Origin of the sequence: Caballeronia mineralivorans PML1(12) (assembly GCF_001028175.1) — a bacterium.
GTDB lineage: Bacteria > Pseudomonadota > Gammaproteobacteria > Burkholderiales > Burkholderiaceae > Caballeronia > Caballeronia mineralivorans.
Genome location: NZ_AEJF01000333.1, coordinates 1 through 328, shown reverse-complemented (window position 1 = coordinate 328; position 328 = coordinate 1). Strand labels below are relative to the sequence as shown.

At 53.7% G+C, this 328-nt stretch carries 1 protein-coding gene; it reads right to left on the bottom strand.

Translation table 11 applies throughout. The features are described from left to right. Nucleotides 1-328 (bottom strand): glycogen/starch/alpha-glucan phosphorylase (locus EOS_RS42905; protein WP_047898329.1); only part of this gene is annotated, 328 nt, incomplete at both ends.

Sequence of the window (328 nt, the reverse complement as noted above, 5' to 3'; positions counted from 1 at the left end):
TTATAGCGCGTGTTGTGGCGTTTGAATTCCCACGGGTTACCGTATTCCAGCCAGTAGTCTGGCGACTCTTTCTGGCTACCGTTAACGATGTTCTGCTTGAACATACCGTAGTCATAGCGGATGCCGTAACCGCGCCCCGGCAACCCTAACGTCGCCAGAGAATCAAGGAAGCAAGCCGCCAGACGTCCCAGGCCACCGTTACCGAGGCCTGGGTCATTTTCTTCATCAATCAGCTCTTCGAGATTTAACCCCATCGCTTCCAGTGCGCCCTGTACATCTTCGTAAATTCCTAGCGACAACATGGCGTTGGAGAGCGTACGGCCAATCA